Raw genomic sequence first — 729 nt, 5'->3', positions numbered from 1 at the left:
ACACTTCATCGTGCCGAACGGATGCTCCGCTGTCTGGCGGCGGACAGCCATTGCATTGGGGTTGTGGTCGAGCCTCGCCTGAACTTTCTCCAGAACGGCCTCGTGCTCCCAGCGTGAGATGCGGCGCTCGGGGGCTGTCGTGCACTGGGCTTTTAGCGCGCAGGTCTTGCAGGTGCTTGTCCAATAGCGGCGCAGGGTCTTTCCGTCCTCTACGTTCGTATAGTGATAAGTTAGCCGCTCGCCGGCGGGACAGCGATAAACATCGTCGGCGGCGACATAGACGAAGTCCTGTTTGCCGAAGCGGCCAGCAGCTTTGGCGCCCGAAGTCATCGGCTTCGGCAACGTCACCGTGATGTCGGCTTCCTCGCAGGCCCTGATCTCCTCTCCATCGTAATAGCCGCGGTCTGCGACGACTTCGAGCGCCTCGACAGCCATCTCGCCGCGCGCCTGTCGGGCCATGTTGGCGAGTTGGTGGCGATCGGTCCCCACGTTGGTCACCTCGTGAGCCACGATGAGATGATGCCGCGTATCAACCGCGATCTGCACGTTATAGCCAACGATCCCGGTGTCCTTGCCACTCGTCGCCATCGAGCGCGCGTCAGGATCGGTCAGCGAGATCTGCTTGTCCTCGCTCTTCATCATCTCCGCATTGATCGCGTTGAGCCGAACGATCTCCTCCTTGAGCTTCTCGATCTTGCCCTTCAACCGCTCAACCTTCGCCTCTGGCAC

Annotated in this window: 1 protein-coding gene; it reads right to left on the bottom strand. The window is 61.0% G+C overall.

The features are described from left to right. On the bottom strand, positions 1-729 hold a 729-nt coding region (locus ACZYOF_RS44155), incomplete at both ends, for a transposase (RefSeq protein WP_463719645.1).

The sequence above is a fragment of the Bradyrhizobium sp. LeoA1Lang genome (genome assembly GCF_055413685.1).
The sequence above is the reverse complement of the archived record's forward strand: the minus strand, read 5'-3'. Positions and strand labels throughout refer to the sequence as shown.